We start from the raw sequence: 17,290 nt of genomic DNA, 5'->3' as shown, positions 1-17,290 counted from the left end.
CTCCCGTGGGGCGGGCCGATCTTGAGGTGCACCCTGTGGACGCGAATCCGGGCGGAGAGAGGGTCCGCTCGTTTCGGGTACCCGGCTATTGTGCCAGATCTGTCAAGGCTGCAGGCGATGACGCCCCGGTCCCCGGTGCGAGTCCGCTCACGCTTGCCGGAGGCGCCGTCTCAGTCCTCGAGCCGCATCGCCTGGCGCCAGGACAGCGAGCGTCCGCCCTGGAACACCGCGCGCTGGTAGACCCGCTCTCCGATCCGCAGCATGGCCCAGCCGAAGGCGCCGCACACGGCCAGGGCCGCGAAGGGCTCCCACACGGCCGCCTCCCCCTCCAGGAGGCGCACCGGCATGGCGATCGACGAGATGATCGGGACGTACGAGGCGACCGTCAGCCAGGTGCCGGTGCCCATGAGCCCCGCCAGCATGGCGACGACGAGCACTGTCATGATCGGCGTCATGGACGTGTTCAGGTCCTCGCTGCGCGAGGCCAGTGCGCCGAGGGCCGCCCAGATCGTCGCCTGCGCGGCGAAGCCCACGACGAAGAACGCGATGAACCAGCCGGAGGCCGACAGCGCCCAGCCGAGGTCATCCGTGAGCCCGAGCAGCGAGGCCGTGAGGAGACCGGCGCCTGCGAACAGGCCCATCTGCGCGAACGCCATCACGCAGTTGCCGAGCACCTTGCCGTAGAGGATCTGGCGCACCGGGATGGCCGTGGCCAGGATCTCGACCACGCGGTTCTGCTTCTCCTCCAGGACGGAGTTGGCGATCGCCGTCCCGAACATGATCGCCGCCATGTAGAACAGCATCGCGAAGACGTAGCGCAGCACGAACGAGGCCGCGGTATCCCTGCTGTCCGACCCCTCGCCGATCTGCTCGACCCGCACCTCGGAGCCCTGCGCGAGCTGATCCATCGAGGTGCCCGCGCTGGCCGCGTTCGCGGCGATGGTCGCGCTGGAGACCGACTGCGTCACGGCCTGCTCGAGGACCGGATCGAGGGAGCCGTCGCCGAGCAGCACCCACGAGCCGTCCTCGTGGACCAGGGCCGCGTCCACGTCGCCGTCGTCGAGCAGCTGCTCGGCCTCCTGACGCGTCGCCTCCCGGGGACTCGCCGAGTCGTCGTCCGACAGGCTGTCATCGACGGCCTCGACCATCTCGACCGAGCCGGCGCCCACCGCCGCGATCTCGTGCTCGCTGCCCGAATCCGTGCCGGAGAGCAGCGAGGAGGCCACGAGGCCTCCGACGATCAGCACGAGCGTGACCGCCGTGGAGATCAGCACGGAGCGGTTGCGGACCTTCACGGCCAGCTCCCGCATCATCACGGTCAGCCACGGGCGCTCGACCGTGCGACCGGGGCCGCCGGCCTCCTCGGAAGCACCGGGTGCGGAGGCATCGGGTCCGTCGGATCGGGTCGAAGAGCTCATCGGGTCACCTCGCGGTAGATCTCGGAGAGGGTGGGCGCCAGGTCGGTGAACTCCTGCAGGCCGCGCTCCAGCGCTCGGCGCAGCAGCTCGGCGCGTGCGGCGTCGTCGTCCAGGCGCACGACGGCCCGGCAGCCGTCGAGGTCCTCGACCTGCACGCCGTGGACATCGCGCACCCATCCGACGTCCTCGCTGCATCGCAGGCGATGTGACAGCGGGCGGGCGGCGCGCAGCTCGTCGGCGGTGCCGTGCTCCAGCACGCGGCCGCCGGAGAGGATCACCATGGAGTCGCACAGCCGGTCCACGAGGTCGAGCTGGTGGGAGGAGAAGAGGACGGGGACGCCGCGGGCCATGTGCTCGCGCAGCAGCTCGACCATCGAGTCCACGGCCACCGGGTCCAGCCCGGAGAAGGGCTCGTCGAGGATCAGGGCGGACGGGCTGTGCAGCAGGGAGGCCGCCACCTGGACGCGCTGCTGATTGCCGAGCGAGAGGGTCTCGAGCTTGTCCTTGGGCCGATCGGCCAGATCGAAGCGCTCAAGCAGGCGCTGGGCCTCGCGCAGAGCCTGGGCGCGCTCCATGCCGTGCAGCTGACCGAGGTAGCCGAGCTGGTCCAGGATCCCCTGCTTGGGATACAGCCCGCGCTCCTCCGGCATGTACCCGAACCCCGCGCGGTCGGCGGCGGTGATCGGGCGGCCGTCCCAGAGCACCTGCCCGGAATGGATCCGCAGCACGCCCATCATCATGCGCATGGTCGTGGTCTTCCCGGCGCCGTTGGCCCCGATGAACCCGGTCATGCCCCCGGGCTCCACGGTGAAGGAGACGTCGTCGACGGCGGTCTTCTCGCCGAACGTGCGGGTCAGGCCGCGGACCTCGAGCCGATGGCCCCGGCTGGGCGGCGAGTAGGTGGTGCTGCGGCTCGCGGCGCCGTCGGAGGGCGTCTCCTGCGCTGTCTGCGTGCTGCTCACGTGGGCTCCTGAGCTCTCGGCCTCAGCGCCGGGGCAGCTCCCCCAGCGCAACTGGGACCAGCCTAGGGACGGGCCTCGCCGCGGTCCTCCGCCGTGCGACGGAATCTCCGGGACAGCCCAGCGGCTGGGCATGGACGACGCCTCCGCCGCGAGGCGGAGCGACCCGAGATCGTGCGCTTCAGGACCCGACGACGCCGGCCCGGTGCGCCAGCACGACGGCCTGGACCCGATCACGACTGCCGGTCTTGGCCAGCACGTTCGACACATGGGTCTTCACGGTGGCCGAGCCCACGAACAGGCGCTGGGCGATCTCGGCGTTGGACAGCCCCTCGGCCATGAGCCGAAGGATCTCGGACTCCCGCTCGGTCAGGCCCTCCAGCAGACGGCGATGCTCCTCGGACGGACGCCCCGGGCCCGATGCGCCGACTTCGGTGGTTGGGCCGGCGGAGGGATTGGTCGCGGTCGTCCCGGTCATGCGCTGCGCAGCGGCTGCCGACGTCGGCGCGGCTGCGCAGTGGGGGCCGGAAGCGCCCGGAGCCGCTGCGTCCGCGGCGACCCACCGCTGGATCACCCGCACCGTGGCCTCCGGAGCCAGCAGCGCGTGACCGTCGGCCACCGAGCGCACGGCGTCGACCAGATCGTCCGGGTCGGCGTTCTTGAGCAGGAAGCCCGAAGCCCCGGCGCGCAGCGCCTCGAACAGGTAGTCCTCCCGGTCGAAGGTCGTGAGGATGATGACCTTGGCTCCGCCTGCGGCCACGATGCGCCGGGTGGCCTCGAGCCCGTCCATGTCCGGCATCTGCACGTCCATCAGCACGACGTCGACACCGCCCTCGGCGACCCTCTCCACGGCCTGGCGACCATCGGCGGCCTGGCCCACGACCTCGAGGTCGTCCTCGACGGAGAGCACCATGGCGAAGCCTGAGCGCACGAGAGCATGGTCATCGGCCAGCAGCACAGAGGTCATGGCTGTGATCCTCTCATTCCGAGTCTGGCGCTTCGGGACCGATCCTCTCGAGCGGGAACCTCGCCCGCACGCGCCAGCCGGGCCCGGGATCCCGGCTGCCGATCTCCACTGTCCCGCCGTGGAGCTGGACCCGTTCGCGGAGTCCTCGCAGTCCGAAGCCGGTGCCGGCGCTGCCCGCACGGGGCCTTCCCCCGTCCAGCACCTCGAGCTCGATCGCCTGCGCTGCCCCGGAGCCGTGGTCGTCCCGGCGGATGCTGCGGATCACGACCTCGGCGCTGGTGGCGGTGGAATGGCGCACCACGTTCGACATCGCCTCCTGGACGCAGCGGTACATGGACAGCCCGAGGGCCGGCGGCAGCTCAGCAGCCTCTGCCCCGTCGACCCAGGTCACCGTCACCGACAGGCCGCGCTGGGCGTGCTCGCGTGCGAGCTGCTCGATCTCCTCCAGCCGGGGCCCGGGGCTCGTCGCCGGCGCCGTCTCCGCTCGCGGCTGTCCATCGGCGGCCTCCGCGTCCGAGTCCGCTCGCAGGACGCCCAGCAGCTGGCGAGTCTCGCTCACGGCCTGGCGGCTGGATCCCTCGATCGAGCGCAGCGCCTCGGCCGTCAGCTCGGAATCTCGGTGCAGGACCTTCCGGGCGGCCCCGGCCTGGATCCCGATGGCCGAGACGTGGTGGGCGATCACGTCGTGCAGCTCGCGGGCGATCCGCAGGCGCTCTTCGACGACCGCCTGCCGGGCCAGGCGCTGCGACTGGCTGCGCAGCTGCTCGGCCTGCGCGCGGTTCTGATGGTCGCGCAGCGCGGAGCGCCACGAGGTCCACCCCAGGAAGATCGTGATGCCGAAGCCCAGGATGTTGAGCAGGAAGGAGTAGGCCGAATAGGCGGACATGGGCTCGAAGGGCCCGGCCTGGGAGTCGAGCTCCTCGACCATCTCCGCGTACGAGCCCGTGATGGCCAGGTCGATGCCCACCCACAGCAGCAGAAGGACCAGGAACAGGGCCACGATGATGCGCACGACCTGCCGCGACGGCCCCCAGGCCACGAGCGTGTAGACCGCGACGTACAGCCCGAGCACCGTCCCCGACTGACCCGCCGCCATGGGTGTCAGGTAGTAGCCGATCACGTAGACCGCCGTGGAGACCACCATGACAGCAGCGGGCCAGCGTCGGCGCCCGGCCAGCGGCAGGATCTGCAGCGCGACCATGAGATAGCCCAGCCAGCGGGGTCGGTTCTCGCTCGTGCCGGCGAAGCTCTCGAGCAGGGCCAGGATGAGGGCGGCCACCGCGAACAGGGCCAGGGCCCCCAGGACATCGCGGCGCAGCCCCGTGGCACCGGGCCCGGGACGGCGCCAGTCCGGATCCGAGGGGTCGGAGAGGACCCCGATCAGGCGCTCGGCGGTCGTGGGCCGGGACTCGGGTCGCGGAGCCGTCCGGGCGGGAGCAGACGGGGCGACATCCTGGCGGGGGTCCTGGCTGAGCTGCGACACCCCAGCACGCTATCGCCTGCCGCGTCCTGGCGGATCCGTCGCGCGACGGATCTGCCGGCAGCGGCCGCTCAGTCGTGCGATCGGCCGGGCCGCCTGCCGTCTCGACGGCGGCGCTGCCTGCGCAGCACGGCGTAGAGCCCCGAAAGCGAGGCCGCATCCGTGAACGCGAGTCCGGACAGCGTGCCGAGCACCAGGCTGCCGCGTCCCCCGCGACGACCCAGGGCGGCGAGCCCGATGCCCACGGCGGTCTGCGCCCCGGCGGCGGCCAGCAGGATCTCCGGGCGCTCGGCCAGCCTGGCCTGCAGGCGGGAGAAGGTGCTGTCGTCCGTGGGCTCCATCCCCAGGCCCTGCATGACGGCCTCACGCATGCTGGTGGGCTCGAACCGCTCCAGCCCCTCGATCTCCGACAGCGGCTTCTGCCCCTCGACGATCTTGGCGGCCAGCACCGGCAGCTCGAGCAGCTGCAGCACGGACTCGAGCACCAGCGAGGAGGTCTCCCCGTCGACGTAGTTGCGCAGGCGCACGGTCTGCACCGGGTCCAGGTCGAAGACCGAGGCCACCGACTCGACGTGCATCTGGGTGGTCTCGCCATCGCACAGCTCGAGGACCTCGCGGGTCAGCCGTGCGGCGGGGGTTCCGTCGTCGTCGATCGAGACCGCAGACCAGGCCGGGCCCCAGGACAGCCCGCAGGCGGCTCGGTCGCCGGAGGACTCGGCCGAGATCCGCGTGGGGTCGGGCCGGGCAGTCTCCGGATGGCGGCCCACGCCGTCAGCGCCGTCGAGCAGGACCTCCAGGGAGCGGGCGGCGCCGTCCGAGGCCAGCGCCACGGCCGTGCCGGTGACTCCGGTGCGCAGAGCCCACCACGAGGCGTCGTCGTCGGGCACGAGCACGGACCAGCCGTCGCGGCTGACCGCGCGGAAGGTGGCGCCGGCGCTGCTGGCCAGCAGGGGCAGCTCGGGAGCATCCAGGTGCAGGATCAGCGCCCGCTGCAGGCGGGGGTGCTGCGGCTCGAGGGTCTGACCGGTGATGCGGTGGACGGAGGCGGCGATCTCCTCGACGCCCTGGCCCGGCACGACCGCTCCGTGCTCGCCCACGGTGGCCGTGCGGCCCTGGTCGTCGACGAGGACCGCGATCTGCAGGTAGTCGGAGCCCTCGGCGGCGGCGGCCACGGCGCGGTGGTGGCCCAGGACCTTGCGGATGCCCTGCGCGGTGGGCACGAAGCCCACGATCTCGGCGGCATCTGCGGTGTCCGGGCCGAGCAGGTCGGAGCCGTCGACGTCCGGCACGGAGCTGCGGCTGCTGATCCGCACCGCCAGAGGCAGCACCGACCAGCCGTCCAGGGCGGAGGTCTTGCGATCCACCGGGGATTCCGCGCGTCGGCGGCCGTGCCGGGCGCCGTCTGCTCCGCCTGCGCCGGCCGCGCCGGAGGACGACGGATGCTGGGGTCCGGAAGAGGGGGTGGTCATGCGCGCCATGCTACCCGCGGGCACTGGACGACCCCGGGGTGCGGGCAGCAGATTCCGCTGAGAGCCTGCACCGGGGCGTCCTTCAGCCTCCGATCACGAACTCGGACACGCCGCCGGTCTCGAGCTGCTCGAGGCCGCTGAGGATCATCCGTCCCATGCGATCGCCCACGTACCCCAGGATCTCGTCGGGCTCCGCCCAGCGGTGGCTGTCCAGCTCCTCCTCCTGCAGGGTGATCTCGGTGTCCTCGGGGATCACGCCCCCGTCGTAGAGGAACGCGACCGAATCGCCCCAGATGCCGGCGGCTAGCCCGTGGGCCACCACGAGAAGCCGTCCCTCCGGCAGCTGCAGCCCGACCTCCTCGAGCACCTCGCGGAAGCATCCGGTGCGGGGATCCTCCCCGGCCTCGACCGTTCCGCCGGGCAGGGTCCAGCCGTCGCGGTAGTTCGGCTCGACGATCAGCACCCGGCCGTGCGGGTCGCGGATCAGCGCCGAGGACGCCAGGCGGCGGGTCGGCAGCGCGGCGATGAATTCCTTGAGCTCGTTCTCGGGGAGGTACGACGACATGGTGGCGCCTTTCGCTCAGCGGCGCGGGGGCCGCTGCGGGGTCACTTGAGGAACTTCTCGAAGCCCTTGGGGAGGTTCTTGAGGTTCTGCTCGGGCTGCTGGGGCTGGCCGAACGACGAGCCCGTGGGTGCCTTGGAGCGGTTCTGCGCGGCGGCGGCCTCCTGCGCGCGCTTGGCCGGATTGCCGGAGCGCGAGCCCTTCTTCTTGGCCTTGGACTTGGAGGACTTGCCGCCGCCCGCGCCGGGCAGCCCCTGCATGCCCTGCATCCCCTGCATGCCGGCCATGGGGTTGCCGCCCTGCGGTCCCATGCCCGGAGCGCCGCCGCCCATGCCCGGGAGGTTCGGCATGCCCTTGCCCTGGGACATCTTGCGCATCATCTTCTGCGCCTGCCCGAAGCGCTCCATGAGCTGGTTGACCTCCTGCACCGTGGCCCCGGAGCCCTTGGCGATGCGCGCTCGGCGCGAGCCGTTCATGATCTTGGGCGCCACCCGCTCGTGCGGGGTCATGGACTGGATGATGGCCTCGATGCGGGTCAGCGCGGACTCGTCGAAGTTCTCGAGCTGCTCGCGCATCCCGGCCATGCCCGGCATCATGCCGAGCAGCTTCTTCATGGAGCCCATCTTCTTGAGCTGCTGCATCTGGGCCAGGAAGTCCTCGAAGGTGAAGTCCTCCTGATCGGCGAACTTCTTGGCCATCTTCTGGGCCTCGGCCTGATCCCAGGTCTTCTCGGCCTGCTCGATCAGGGTCATGACATCGCCCATGTCGAGGATGCGCGAGGCCATGCGATCCGGGTGGAACTGCTCGAAGTCCTTCACGCCCTCGCCGGTGGAGGCGAACATGATGGGCTTGCCGGTCACCGAGGCCACCGACAGGGCGGCGCCGCCGCGGGCGTCGCCGTCGAGCTTGGAGAGCACCACGCCGGTGAAGTCCACGCCCTCGTTGAAGGCCTGGGCGGTCTGGACGGCGTCCTGGCCGATCATGGCGTCGATGACGAACAGGACCTCGTCCGGCTGGACGGCGTCGCGGATGTCGCGGGCCTGGCGCATCAGGGGCTGGTCGACGCCCAGGCGGCCGGCGGTGTCCACGATGACGACGTCGTAGAGCTTGGAGCGGGCGTGCTCCACGCCCTCGCGGGCCACCTCGACCGGATCGCCGGTGGGGTCGTCGAACTCGGAGGTGGTGCCCGGGTGCGGAGCCCACACCGGCACGCCCGCGCGCTCTCCCACGACCTTCAGCTGGGTCACGGCGTTGGGGCGCTGGAGGTCGGAGGCCACGAGCAGCGGGCGGTGGCCCTGGCTCTTGAGCCAGTACGAGAGCTTGCCGGCCAGCGTGGTCTTGCCGGCGCCCTGCAGGCCCGCGAGCATGATGATCGTGGGCCCGGTCTTGGCCATGCGGATGCGCCGGGTCTGACCGCCCAGGATCTCCTGGAGCTGGTCGTTGACGATCTTCACGACCTGCTGACCCGGGTTCAGCGCCTCGTTGACCTCGGCCGACAGCGCGCGCTCCTTGACGGCGGCGGTGAACTCGCGGACCACGGGCACGGCGACGTCGGCGTCGAGCAGCGCGCGGCGGATCTCGCGCACGGTGGCATCGACATCCGCCTCGGAGAGCTTGCCCTTCCCACGCAGGTTCTTGAACGTCGCGGTCAAGCGGTCGGAGAGGGAGTTGAACACGTGGTCCTCGCTGTGGATCTTCGATGGTCTGGGGCGGCGGGCCGGCTTGGACGCGCGTCGACGGCGCGACCAGGTGGCCGCGCCGTCGTCACCCCTGGGGGTGCGCAGTGCGCACCGGATCAGTGCTCCAGGGTAGCAATGCCCGCCGTCAGCACATGCTCGGCTCCTGACGCCGTGCGCTGAAGCGCCTGCGGGACGTATTCAGACAGCGGACTCGCCGCGCTCCCCCGTGCGCAGCCGCACGACCTCCTCCACGGGGGTGACCCAGACCTTGCCGTCGCCCGCCCGGCCCGTGGTGGCGGCAGCGGCGATCGCGTCGACGACTTCGTGGGCCTGCTGGTCCGTGACGACCAGCTCCAGGCGGGTCTTCTCGATGAGGTCCACCGAGTACTCCGCACCGCGGTAGACCTCGGAGTGCCCTCGCTGGCGGCCGTAGCCGTGGACGTTGGTGACGGTCATGCCCTGGATCCCGAACGCGGCCAGCGCGTCCTTGACGTCGGCGAACTTCTCCTGCCGGATGACGGCGACGACGAGCTTCATGCGCGCTGCTCCTTCTTCTGACGCTCGATGACGTCCTCGAGGCTGCCCGGGACCGGGCGACGGGGGCGGAACGAGCCGGAGGCATCGCCCGCGAGGTTGTAGCCGGACTCCGCGTGCTCGGTGATGTCGATGCCCTCGATCTCCGCCTCCGCCGTGATCCGCAGGCCGACGAACGCGCGGATGACCAGGGCGATGACGAGAGTCACGACGGAGCAGTAGATGACCGAGACGACCGTGGCGATGACCTGCGTGCCCAGCAGCGCCAGCCCGCCGCCGTAGAACAGCCCTCCTGCCGACTCCGCGCTCGGGATCGCGATGAAGCCCAGGGCCACGGTCCCCACGATGCCGGAGACCAGGTGCACGCCGATGACATCCAACGAGTCGTCCATGCCCATGCGGTACTTCAGCGCCACAGCCACCGCCGAGCACATGCCGGCGACGAGTCCCAGGACCATGGCCCAGAACGGGGAGACGTCGGCGCAGGCGGGCGTGATGGCGACCAGCCCCGCCACCGCGCCGGAGGCCGCGCCCAGGGAGGTCGGGTGGCCGTCGCGGATCCGCTCGACCAGCAGCCAGCCCAGCATGGCCGTGGCCGGAGCACCCATGGTGTTGATCAGGATCAGCCCTGCCTGCTCGGGGGTGGCCGCAGCACCGACGTTGAAGCCGAACCAGCCGAACCACAGCAGGGCCGCGCCGAGCATGACCAGGGGGAGGTTGTGCGGGCGCTGGCCCGAGTCCTTCCCGAATCCCTGTCGCGGGCCGATCAGCAGGATCAGGATCAGCGCCGCCACGCCGGCGTTGATGTGCACCACCAGCCCGCCCGCGAAGTCGATCGCCTCGCCGAAGCGGGAGCCGATCGCCCCATCGGCGCCCAGCAGGCCCCCGCCCCAGACCATGAACGCCAGCGGCGCGTAGACCAGGGTGGTCCACACCGGCACGAACAGCAGCCAGGCGCTGAAGCGCATGCGGTCTGCCACGGCTCCGGAGATCAGCGCGACCGAGATGATCGCGAACGTGCAGGAGAACGCGACGCCCAGCAGGTCGCTCGTGCCGATCAGGTCCTCCAGCCCCGGCGCCTGCAGAGGGCTGCCCGCCAGGCCTCCCAGGATGGGCTCGCCACCGGAGACCGACCACCCCCACAGGATCCACACCGGGATCACCAGACCCAGGGCGGCGAAGGACATCATCATCATGTTCAGCACGCCCTTGGCACGGGTCATGCCCCCGTAGAACAGGGCCAGTCCCGGCGTCATCAGCAGCACCATGGCGCTGGCGACCACGGTCCACACATCGACCGCGCTCAGCGTCGTCTCGTCCATCGTCAGTCTCTCCTCGCGTCTCGGGCCCTCTCGGGCGCTGCGCACGAGTCAAGCGAGGTCATGAGTCACCGGCGTCGCGCCGTCGTTTCCGGCGTGTGACAACACGCGCTCGTTCGTGTCGGGCATGTGAACGGGGCTGCGGTCATCGAGCAGCGTCCGCGTGTCCTGAGTACGGCGGAGACAAGACGAGTGGCCCCGCAGTGTGCGTCTGAGCTGGACGGACACTGCGAGGCCACTCGATCTGTGGGATCACACCAGGGGCCTACTCGAGCAGGGCGTCCACAAACTGCTCGGCGTCGAAGGGGGCGAGGTCGTCCGCACCTTCGCCCAGGCCGATGAGCTTGACCGGGGCGCCCAGCTCCCGCTGGATCGCCACGACGATGCCGCCCTTGGCGGTGCCGTCGAGCTTGGTCAGCGCGATGCCGGTCACGTTCACGGCCTCGGAGAACACGCGGGCCTGGGTCATGCCGTTCTGCCCGGTCGTGGCGTCGATGACCAGCAGCACCTCGTCGACCTCGGCGGCCTTCTCGACCACGCGCTTGATCTTGCCGAGCTGGTCCATGAGCCCGGCCTTGTTCTGCAGGCGCCCGGCGGTGTCGATCATGACGACGTCGACCTCCGAGTCGATGCCGGTCTTCACAGCATCGAAGGCCACGGAGGCGGGATCTGCGCCCTCCACCTCCGAGCGCACGGTCGGCACGCCCACGCGGTTGCCCCAGGTCTGCAGCTGATCGGCGGCCGCGGCGCGGAACGTGTCGGCCGCGCCGAGCATGACGTCCTTGTCCTCGGCCACGAGCACGCGGGCCAGCTTGCCCACGGTGGTGGTCTTGCCTACGCCGTTGACGCCCACCACGAGCATCACGGCCGGGGTGTCGCCCTTGCGGGTCACGGCCAGGGAGCGGTCCATGGACGGGTCGACGAGCTTGAGCAGCTCCTCGCGCAGCATGGCCTTCACGTGGTTCGGGTCCTGGGTGCCCTCCGCCTTGACGCGCACCTGGAGGTTCTCGACGAGCTCCATGGAGGCGTCGGTGCCGAGGTCCGCCATGAGCAGCGTCTCCTCGATCTCGTCCCAGACGTCCTGGTCGATGTGATCGCGGGACAGCAGCGCCAGCAGGCCGCGGCCGAACACGTTGTTGGACTTGGCCAGGCGGCCGCGCAGCCGGGCCATGCGGGAGCCGGCCGATTCGGGGGTGTCCAGCGACGGCGCCTTGGTCTCGGTCGCGGTTCCTCCCCCGGCCCGGGCATGCTCACCCGAGCCGTCGCCGGCAGCGCCCGGCGCCGGGTCATCGGCATCTCGGGTCGAGTCGTAGCCGCCGGGAGGCGCCTTGGGCCCGCGCAGCAGCACGAAGCCCAGCAGCGCCAGCACCACCACGGCGATCAGCACGTACACGAAGACAGGGATCTGAGCGAGTATCTGGTCCACGTCCCCCATTGCACCACGATTCGGCGGGGGCCGCCGAGGGGCGGTGCCCGCACGCGCCTGCGGCGTCAGCGCCCTCTCCTAGACTGCGCTGGTGATGGCCTCCTCCTCTTCCTCCCCGGACCCCGCTGCGCGCAGGTCCTCCGACCGGTCGTCGCGATCGAAGTCTCCTGCCCGGACCCCGGTGCCGCGGGAGATCCTGGTGCTGATCGCCGCGGCCTTCGCGATCGCGGTCGGCTACGGCCTGGTGGCCCCGGTGCTGCCCCAGTACGCCTCGAGCTTCGGCGTGGGGGTGGCCGCCGCCTCAGCCGTCGTCTCGGCCTTCGCATTCTGCAGACTGATGTTCGCCCCGGTCGGCGGTCGCATCCTGGATGCCATCGGCGAGCGCCGGACCTATCTCATCGGCCTGGTGATCGTGGCGCTGTCGTCGTTCGCCACGGCGTTCGCCGGCTCCTACTGGCAGCTGCTGCTCTTCCGCGGCCTGGGCGGACTCGGCTCCACCATGTTCACCATCTCCGCCATGGGCCTGATCGTGCGCCTGGCGCCGCCGGATTCGCGCGGGCGGATCTCGGGCATGTACGCCTCCACATTCCTGATCGGTGGGATCCTGGGGCCGGTGATCGGCGGGCTGCTGGCGGGATTCGGCATGCAGGCGCCGTTCCTCATCTACGGGGCCGCGATCCTGCTGGCCGCCGGTGTGGTCTTCTGGCAGATCCCCCCGCAGTCGCTGCAGGATCGGGCGGCCGCCAAGGCCCAGGTGCGCATGAGCTTCCGCGAGGCCTGGCAGTTCGGGGCGTATCGGGCTTCGCTGGTCTCGGGCTTCGCCAACGGATGGACCTCCATGGGGATCCGCGTGGCGCTGATCCCGCTGATCGCCTCCGCCGTCTTCGGCGCCGGACCTGCCCTGTCCGGCGTCGCACTGACGGTGTTCGCCGCCGGCTCCGCCGTGGCGCTGTCGTTCTCGGGCCGGATCTCCGACTCCGTGGGCCGCAAGCCGCTGGTGATCAGCGGACTGGTGCTGGCCGGCGTGATGACAGCGGTGATCGGGTTCACGGACAGCGTGTGGATCTTCGCGGTGGCCTCCTTCCTCTCCGGAGTGGGCTCGGGCACCCTCAACCCGGGGCAGCAGGCGGCCGTGGCCGACGTCATCGGCCCGCAGCGCTCGGGCGGCACTGTGCTTTCCCGTTTCCAGATGAGCCAGGACGCCGGACAGATCCTGGGCCCGATCCTGGCCGGGGCCCTCGTGGATGCCGCCGGCTTCGGCCCGGCCTTCCTGGTCTCCGGCGTGCTGATGGGTGTGGCCGCGCTGGCCTGGACCCCCGTGATGGACACCCTCAAGCGCCCCGACGTCGACGCCGTGCCCACCGGCTCCGTCCCCCGTGTGTCCGACGAGGACCGCGAGGACTCCTGAGAGCCGCTGCCAGCCGATTCCGGCCGGTCCCGCCATCGAGCGGCCGAATCCGAACTGATCCGTCATCGACAGGCCGTGTCGTCACCGGTTCCTCGCTGGAACGGTGAGGGATCTGCCAGTCAATGGGGGTGGCGTGGGGATTCGGCCACTCGATGAGCCGGAAGGCCACCGCCCAGCTTGCTCTGGTCGGCGCAAGTCGCCACCGCTGGTGAGCACCCCTTCGGATCAGATCGCCTAGCGCATCTCCTTGAGGCGCTGGCCCAGGACGGTGGTGACGCCGTCGCGCATGGTCACGCCGTAGACGGCGTCGGCGATCTCCATGGTGCGCTTCTGGTGGGTGATCACGATCAGCTGCGAGGTCTCCTGCAGCTGCTGGAAGATCGTCAGCAGCCGGCCCAGGTTGCGGTCATCCAGGGCGGCCTCGACCTCGTCCATGATGTAGAACGGCGAGGGCCGGGCGCGGAAGATCGCCACGAGCATCGCGATCGCCGTCAGCGACCGCTCGCCGCCGGACAGCAGCGACAGCCGCTTGATCTTCTTGCCCGCCGGGCGCGCCTCCACGTCGATGCCCGTGTTGAGCATGTCCGCAGGATCGGTCAGCCTCAGCCGCCCCTCACCGCCGGGGAACAGCGTCCCGAACACGGTGACGAACTCGCGCTCGACGTCGTGCCAGGCCTCGGTGAAGACCTGCTCCACGTGCTCGTCGACGTCGCGGATGATCTGCCGCAGATCGGCCCGGGAGCGGTGCAGGTCCTCGAGCTGCTCGGAGAGGAACGCGTGGCGCTCCTCCAGGGCCGCGAACTCCTCGAGCGCCAGCGGATTGACCTTGCCGAGCTTGGCCAGATCGCGCTCCGCCGACGCCAGCCGCTTCTCCTGCTGCTCGCGCACGAACGGGATGCCCACCGGCTCGTCGTAGAGATCCTCCTCCGGCTCCTCCCCGCCCGAAGTGTCCGGGGTTCCCGACGACGGCATCGACTCCCCCTGCTTCTCCGCCAGCTCCTCCGGGGTGATCCCGTGCTGCTCGGCCTCGAGCTCGCGACGCGCAGCTGCGGCGGCGGCGCGCTCATCGCGGCGCTGCGAGGCCTCCAGGATGGCGTCGGCATCAGGGATGGGCAGGTGCGGGCCGTAGTTGTCGATCAGGGCGTCGGGGGTCAGCCCGAGCTCATCCAGCGAGCGCTGCTCGAGGGTCTCGATGCGGGCGCGCTTCTGGGTGCGGGCGACCTCGTCGCGGTGGACCTCGTCGGTGAGCTGGGCCAGCCGAGAGGCAAGGCCGTCGTTGGCGGTGCGCACCTCCTGCAGCTCGGCGTCCAGGGCCTGGCGGACCTGCTCGGCCTGCTGCCGCTCGGCCTCGGCCCGCTCCACGGAGGCGTCGATGCGCACCAGGATCTGGCGCACCGCGGCCAGCACGGCCTCGGCGCTGCGAGCCTGCTGCCGCCGCCTCTCGGCACGGCGGGCCGCCTCCTCCCGGGCGCGGCGCTCGGCGGCGGCGGCCCGCTCCTGCGAATGCGCGCGGTTGCCCAGTGCTCGGGCCTGCTCCTCGAGCGACCGCAGCGCCAGCCGGGCTTCCGTCTCTGCCTGCCGTGCCTGGGTCGCCTCGCGCTGCGAGGAGTCGCGGCGCGCCACGGCCTCCAGGTGGGCGCGCTCGGACTCGTCGTCGTCGTGGTCCTCCTGGGCGGCCTCCAGGCGCGAAAGCGCCTCGTCCAGAGCCCGCTGATGCGCGGCCACCTGGTCCTGGGTCTCGGCGACCTGGCGCTGGAAGCGATCCGACTCAGCCTGAGCGGAGTCCAGCACGGCCTCGGTCCGCGAGGACGCTCCGGCGGCATCCCGCTCGGCCTTCTCGGCCTCCTGCGCCGCCTTGCGCGCAGCTTCGGCCTGAGGGCGCAGGCGGTCCCGCTCCGCAGCAGCCGACTGGGCGGCCTCCGTCGCCTGATCCAGCGTCTGCCGCAGTTGAGCCAGCTCGGCCTCCGCGGCCTCGGCCTGCGCGCGGGTCTCCAGGGAGCCGGCCGCCTCCCGCGCTCCGCCCCAGGCGCTGTGCGGGGCGAAGACGTCGCCGTCGCGGGTCACGGCGCGCACCTGCGGATGATCGCCGGTCAGGCGCACCGCGGTGGCCGCGTCCGAGACCAGCACGGTCCCGGCCAGCTCCGCGCGCACGCGCTGCACGACGGCCTCCGCAGCATCCCCCGCTCCCGACGCCGCCTCGACGGCCTCGGCCGCCGGCACGACGCCCGCGTAGCCCCGGATCTCGTCCGGCAGCTCTGAGACGGGCGCCGCAGATCCGCCCGCCACGAGCATGTGCACGCGCCCGGCATCCGCCTGGCGCAGAGATTCGAAGATGCCCGCCGCCGCCGCGTGCGAGCGCACCGCGAGCGCCTCGGCCAGCGGACCTAGGGCCGCCGTCAGCGCACGCTCCCAGCCGACGGAGATCGTCAGGACCTCGGCCACTGCAGCCACCACAGCATCGGCGGACTGCGCCTTGACGGCCTCGGTGCCGTCGGGCTGGCGCACCGAGGCCCGCAGCGTCTCGGCGCGGGCGGCCTGGGCGTCGTGGGAGCGCACCGCCTCGGTGCGAGCGGCCTCCGCCTGGCGGTGCAGCTCCCGGGCGGCGTCGAAGGCCTCGACCGCCTCGTCGCGCTCGGAGGCCGCGCGGCGCGAGGCCTCGGCGGCGTCCTCGGCGGCTGCGCGCAGCGTCTCGACCTGGCTCAGGGCACCCATGCGGCGCTGAGCGGCCTGCTGCTCGGTGCCGCGCAGCCGCTCGAGCTCGTTCTCGGCGGCCTCGACCCGCGAGCGCGCAGCGCCCACGCCGCCGGAGAGCTTGGCCACGCCCTCGCGACGATCCGCGGCGGCCTGCAGGATCGCCGTCACGGCCCTGTCCGCCTCGCGGGCCTGCGCCTCGCTGTCCTCGCGGTCCTGGATGGCCTCGGCCAGGGTCTCGACGGCATCCTCGACCTGCTCCAGCGCCGACTTCTCCTCCTCGCGGGTGCGCGCGGCCTGCCCGGCCAGCCGGTCCGGGTCGCGGTCCGAGGAGGGCTGCTCCTCCGTGGCTCCGAGCAGTCTCCGCCGCTCCCCGGCCAGCTGCTCGAGCGAGCGGTGCCGCTCGCGCACCGAGGTCAGCTCGTACCAGGTCTCACGCGCCGCCGTCACCGCCGGTGTGGCCTGCGCGGCGCGAGTCTCCAGCTCGTTCTGGCGGGTGCGGCCCGCCCGCAGACGCCGTTCGGCGTCCTCCTTCTCCTCGCGCAGCCGCTGCTCGGTCTCGACGTCGACGGCCAGCGCGGACTGCGCCTGCACCAGGTCATCGGCCAGCAGGCGCGAGCGGGCGTCGCGGACGTCGAACTGGATGCGCTGGGCGCGGCGGGCGACCTTGGCCTGGCGGCCCAGCGGGGTGAGCTGGCGGCGGATCTCGGAGAGCAGGTCATCCAGGCGGTCCAGGTTGGCCTGCATGCCCTCGAGCTTGCGGATCGTGCGCTCCTTGCGCCGCCGGTGCTTGAGGATCCCGGAGGCCTCCTCGATGAAACCGCGGCGCTCCTCCGGCGTGGCATGCAGGATCCGGTCGAGCTGGCCCTGCCCGACGACCACGTGCATCTCCCGGCCCAGACCCGAGTCCGAGAGCAGCTCCTGGATGTCCAGCAGGCGGCAGGACTGGCCGTTGATCGCGTATTCGGAGCCGCCGGTGCGGAACAGGGTGCGCGAGATCGTGACCTCGGTGTACTCGATCGGCAGGGCGCCGTCGGTGTTGTCGATCGTCAGGGCCACGTGCGCCCGCCCCAGGGCCGCCCGGCCCGAGGTGCCGGCGAAGATCACGTCCTCCATCTTCCCGCCGCGCAGCGACTTGGCGCCCTGCTCGCCCATGACCCAGGACAGGGCATCGACCACGTTCGACTTGCCCGACCCGTTCGGGCCGACGACGCAGGTCACCCCGGGCTCGAACTCGAAGCTCGTGGCCGAGGCGAACGACTTGAAGCCGCGCACGGAGAGGGTCTTGAGATGCACCCGGCGAGCCTACCGGGAGGGGGCCGGCGACGCCGTCAGCCCGCCCCCGGGTGAGGTCGGCAATGAGATCGCCGGTCAGGAG

At 71.7% G+C, this 17,290-nt stretch carries 12 protein-coding genes; 1 reads left to right on the top strand and 11 read right to left on the bottom strand.

Translation table 11 applies throughout. The features are described from left to right. Nucleotides 1-170 precede the first annotated feature (170 nt). The 10 genes from QSJ40_RS06090 to ftsY all read right to left on the bottom strand — a co-directional run bounded on the left by QSJ40_RS06090 (nt 171) and on the right by ftsY (nt 11,822). Complete coding sequence (locus tag QSJ40_RS06090) at nt 171-1,418, bottom strand: ABC transporter permease (RefSeq protein ID WP_006215082.1); 1,248 nt, start codon at nt 1,416-1,418, stop codon at nt 171-173. Beyond that, nucleotides 1,415-2,380, bottom strand: a complete 966-nt coding sequence (locus tag QSJ40_RS06085; protein WP_006215081.1) for an ABC transporter ATP-binding protein — start codon at nt 2,378-2,380, stop codon at nt 1,415-1,417. The genes QSJ40_RS06090 and QSJ40_RS06085 overlap by 4 nt, the downstream gene beginning before the upstream one ends. Before the next feature lie 178 nt (nt 2,381-2,558). Continuing rightward, the gene (locus QSJ40_RS06080) at nt 2,559-3,344 is read right to left on the bottom strand and encodes a response regulator transcription factor (protein WP_006215080.1); all 786 of its coding nucleotides are present in this window, start codon (nt 3,342-3,344) and stop codon (nt 2,559-2,561) included. Nucleotides 3,345-3,357: 13 nt separating this feature from the next. Further along, nucleotides 3,358-4,827 carry a sensor histidine kinase gene (locus QSJ40_RS06075; protein ID WP_006215079.1) on the bottom strand — a complete coding sequence of 490 codons (1,470 nt, stop codon included), beginning with the start codon at nt 4,825-4,827 and terminating at the stop codon, nt 3,358-3,360. A gap of 68 nt (nt 4,828-4,895) precedes the next feature. Continuing rightward, nucleotides 4,896-6,293 carry a hypothetical protein gene (locus tag QSJ40_RS06070; RefSeq protein WP_144421619.1) on the bottom strand — a complete coding sequence of 466 codons (1,398 nt, stop codon included), beginning with the start codon at nt 6,291-6,293 and terminating at the stop codon, nt 4,896-4,898. An 82-nt stretch (nt 6,294-6,375) separates the two neighbouring features. Next, nucleotides 6,376-6,858, bottom strand: a complete 483-nt coding sequence (locus tag QSJ40_RS06065; protein WP_006215077.1) for an NUDIX domain-containing protein — start codon at nt 6,856-6,858, stop codon at nt 6,376-6,378. Nucleotides 6,859-6,899: 41 nt separating this feature from the next. Further along, nucleotides 6,900-8,531, bottom strand: a complete 1,632-nt coding sequence (ffh, locus tag QSJ40_RS06060; protein WP_006215076.1) for a signal recognition particle protein — start codon at nt 8,529-8,531, stop codon at nt 6,900-6,902. A 201-nt stretch (nt 8,532-8,732) separates the two neighbouring features. Continuing rightward, nucleotides 8,733-9,071 carry a P-II family nitrogen regulator gene (locus QSJ40_RS06055; protein ID WP_006215074.1) on the bottom strand — a complete coding sequence of 113 codons (339 nt, stop codon included), beginning with the start codon at nt 9,069-9,071 and terminating at the stop codon, nt 8,733-8,735. Further along, nucleotides 9,068-10,390, bottom strand: coding sequence for an ammonium transporter (locus tag QSJ40_RS06050; RefSeq protein ID WP_006215073.1), 1,323 nt, complete (start codon nt 10,388-10,390; stop codon nt 9,068-9,070). The genes QSJ40_RS06055 and QSJ40_RS06050 overlap by 4 nt, the downstream gene beginning before the upstream one ends. 262 nt (nt 10,391-10,652) lie before the next feature. After that, nucleotides 10,653-11,822: a signal recognition particle-docking protein FtsY gene (ftsY, locus tag QSJ40_RS06045; protein ID WP_051990476.1), complete on the bottom strand. Its 1,170-nt coding sequence runs from the start codon at nt 11,820-11,822 to the stop codon at nt 10,653-10,655. 172 nt (nt 11,823-11,994) lie between these two features. Between ftsY and QSJ40_RS06040 the strand changes: the two genes are divergently transcribed. Next, nucleotides 11,995-13,221, top strand: a complete 1,227-nt coding sequence (locus tag QSJ40_RS06040; RefSeq protein WP_006215071.1) for an MFS transporter — start codon at nt 11,995-11,997, stop codon at nt 13,219-13,221. A 234-nt stretch (nt 13,222-13,455) separates the two neighbouring features. Here the strand turns inward: QSJ40_RS06040 and smc are convergent, their stop codons facing one another. Further along, on the bottom strand, nt 13,456-17,208 hold the full coding sequence (smc, locus tag QSJ40_RS06035; protein ID WP_006215070.1) for a chromosome segregation protein SMC: 3,753 nt from the start codon (nt 17,206-17,208) through the stop codon (nt 13,456-13,458). Nucleotides 17,209-17,290 lie beyond the last annotated feature (82 nt).

It is taken from the genome of Kocuria sp. NBRC 114282 (genome assembly GCF_030268385.1).
GTDB classification, from domain to species: Bacteria; Actinomycetota; Actinomycetes; order Actinomycetales; family Micrococcaceae; genus Kocuria; species Kocuria palustris.
Note: the sequence above shows the minus strand (reverse complement) of the source record. Positions and strands in the feature narration are given on the sequence as shown.